This is a genomic window from Streptomyces sp. NPDC001156 (genome assembly GCF_053598275.1).
Map to the genome: position 1 here is coordinate 1 of NZ_JBSFJX010000421.1, position 3153 is coordinate 3153.

At 68.4% G+C, this 3153-nt stretch carries 3 protein-coding genes; 1 reads left to right on the forward strand and 2 read right to left on the reverse strand.

Annotated features, from left to right (window positions below):
- A partial coding sequence (locus ACWDA7_RS51570; protein ID WP_450614994.1) for a maltotransferase domain-containing protein occupies positions 1–1895 on the reverse strand: 1895 nt, incomplete at its 3' end.
- Between the two features lie 80 nt (positions 1896–1975).
- Positions 1976–2266, reverse strand: a complete 291-nt coding sequence (locus tag ACWDA7_RS51575; protein ID WP_450614996.1) for a DUF5133 domain-containing protein — start codon at positions 2264–2266, stop codon at positions 1976–1978.
- Between the two features lie 323 nt (positions 2267–2589).
- Between ACWDA7_RS51575 and ACWDA7_RS51580 the strand changes: the two genes are divergently transcribed.
- A complete protein-coding gene (locus ACWDA7_RS51580; protein WP_450614998.1) occupies positions 2590–3120 on the forward strand; it encodes a pep a2 in 531 nt (176 codons plus the stop codon).
- Positions 3121–3153: the final 33 nt, after the last annotated feature.

Consider the following 3153-nt stretch of genomic DNA (forward strand, 5'->3'; position numbering starts at 1 on the left):
ACGCTCTCATGCCAGTCCAGGCCGAGTCGCGGCATGTCCAACGAAACCGTCGCCTCCTGGGTGTGGTGCGGATCCAGGTTGACCACCACCACAACGGCATCGGAACCGGAGCGCTTGCTGAACGCGATCACCGCGTCGTTGTCGGTGTGGTGGAAGTGCAGATTGCGCAATCTCCGCAAGGCACTGTGCTGCCGTCGGATGCGATTGAGGGAGGTGATGAGCGGGGTGATGGTGCGGCCCTCGCGCTCGGCCGCCTCCCAGTCCCTGGGCCGCAACTGGTACTTCTCCGAGTCCAGATACTCCTCACTGCCCTCGCGCAGCGGCACGTTCTCACACAGCTCGAACCCCGAGTACATCCCCCACGTCGGCGACAGCGTCGCCGCCAGCACCGCCCGCACCTCGAACGCCGGCCGCCCCCCGTGCTGCAGATACGCGTGCAGAATGTCCGGAGTGTTCACGAACAGGTTCGGCCGCATATACGCCGCCGCCTCACCCGACAACTCGCTCAGATACTCCGTCAGTTCCTGCTTCGTGTTCCGCCAGGTGAAATACGTGTACGACTGCTGGAAACCGGCCCTGGCCAGCGTGTGCATCATCGCCGGCCGCGTGAACGCCTCCGCCAGGAAGATCACATCCGGATCCGTGCCGTTGACCTCCCCGATCACCCGCTCCCAGAACACCACCGGCTTGGTATGCGGATTGTCCACCCGGAAGATCCGCACCCCCAGCCCCATCCAGAACCGCAGGACCCGCAGCGTCTCCGCCACCAGACCCTCAAGATCCCCATCGAAATACACCGGATAGATGTCCTGATACTTCTTCGGCGGGTTCTCCGCATACGCGATCGACCCGTCCACCCGCTGCCGGAACCACTCCGGATGCTTGCCCACCCACGGATGATCCGGCGAACACTGCAACGCGAAATCCAGCGCCACCTCAAGCCCCAACGACCCCGCCCGCTCAACGAACCACGCGAAGTCCTCCACCGTCCCCAACCCCGGATGCACCGCATCGTGCCCGCCCTCCGGCGACCCGATCGCCCACGGCACCCCCACATCCCCCGCACCCGCCGACAACGAGTTGTTCGGCCCCTTGCGAAACGTCGTGCCGATCGGATGCACCGGCGGCAGATACACCACGTCGAACCCCATGTCCGCGATCACCGGCAACCGCCGCGCCGCCGACCGGAACGTGCCGTGCGCACACTCCGCCGTCCCCTCCGACCGCGGGAAGAACTCGTACCACGACCCGAACAACGCCCGCTCCCGCTCCACCACCAACGGCAACGCCTCCGAGGACGTCACCAACTCCCGCAACGGAAACCGGCCCAACACCCCCTCCACCTCAGGCGTCAACGCCGCCGCCAGACGGGCGACCGGCGGCCGGGATTCGTCGCGCAACGCCCTTACGGCCGCCCGTACCGCCTCCCGCTGCGGCCCGTCCGGCACTCCGGCCGCGGCCCGCTCATACAGGTCGGCGCCCTCTTCCAGGACGAGTAAGGCATCGATGCGCAACGGGACCTTGATCCGTGCGTGGTGCCGCCAGGTGGCGACCGGATCGCCCCATCCCTCCACGGCGTAGGTCCAACGGCCCCCGCTCGCCATGGAGACGGTGGCGCCCCAGCGGTCGGTGCCGGGGGCGAGCTCACGCATCGGCGTCCAGGGACCGGGGCGCCCCTGCGGGTCCGTGAGCACGACATTGGCGGCGACGGCGTCGTGGCCCTCGCGGAAGACCGTCGCGGAGATCTCGAACTCCTCGCCCACCACCGCCTTCGCCGGACGGCGGCCACCGTCGACAGCGGGCCGGACGTCCACGATCGGGATGCGTCCGATCACGGGCCTGGTGCCCCCGGCGACAGGCGACGCACCGTCCCCGTGCACGGCCTGCGGTTCCATGGATGTCACCTCCTCCCCGGTCTCGGGCCTTGGTCGCCGCCGGGTCTTCGGTCCTCGTTCACCGCTGTGTACGGCGTCGCCTACGCGCTCGCCGACGATGTGGGCCGAGTGCCGCCCGCGGTTCGCTCGCGGGGCCGGTGGGTGTTCAGATACAACTCGGCGGCGTCGACGGCCTCGCGCGCACAGCGCTTGCCCATCAGCACGCACAGCGTGTAGCCCGTGTTCTCGAAGTTGCCCCGCACCGCCCGGTTTTCGGGGGACGCGAGCATCAGGCGCTCCCACGCCCGGTAGCGCTCGAGATGTCTGGCGACCTCGGCTCTGGCCGGCAGCAGCATGGCACCGGTCACCTCCCAACGTCTTCGCTGGAGCACGGATCCGGACGGTTCGCGGGTGGTTCGCGCGTCGCTGTCCGGACGGTGCGTGAAGGCCGCGCACGGAGTGGGGGTTGATCCGTTACGGCGATCGAGACTTTCACCCATGGTGCACGGCACATCACGTAGCGTCCTGTTCGGAATTCAACCACTGAGTCATGTGTGCACCCGTGTTTCGGGAATGTCTCGTGTTGCACGAATGGAGTAGTGCTCTCACCCTGGTACTGACTCAGGAGCGACGAACGCTCACGCTTCGTGTTCGGGGCTCGGCCCACCTGGGAGCGAGGAGAGGCGAGAGCTTCGCCGGTGAGGAGCCAACGAGAATGAACACCCCAGCACCCTGCTACTACCACCTCGACGTGGAGATCAGCCCCGAGCGAATCGGGCAGGTCCGGCGGATTCTGGCCGCCCATCTCCGGTACTGGAACCTGGAGACCCTCGTCGAGCCCGTCTGCCGCTGCTCGGACGCGCTGCTGCGCACGATCGACGCGCACGCGGTGGACAAGAACGCGACCATCGAGATGTGGTGGAACGGCCATCACCTCATCACCGCTGTCCAGGACAGCGAGCGGGACATCCGGCCGCACTACGCGCCGAGCGGCTGCCTCGCGCAGATCGCAGCGCTGAGCAACGGCTGGGGGTGCTGTGCCACCGACACCGGCGGCAAGATCATCTGGTTCTCGCAACGAGCCCGGACCGGTGACCACGCCCCGCTCGTCCCCCTGGGCCCCTCGCCGAGTCTGCGCGAGAGACGCCCGCTTCCGCGTGCGCTGCCCTTGACGGCGGACGCCGCCGCGCGGGAACGGGAGCATACGTCGGCCGGGCGGCGGGAGCCCGCCGTGGCCCCGGCCTGACGACCGGTCGCCGGTGTGTCCGCCGCGGCGGAC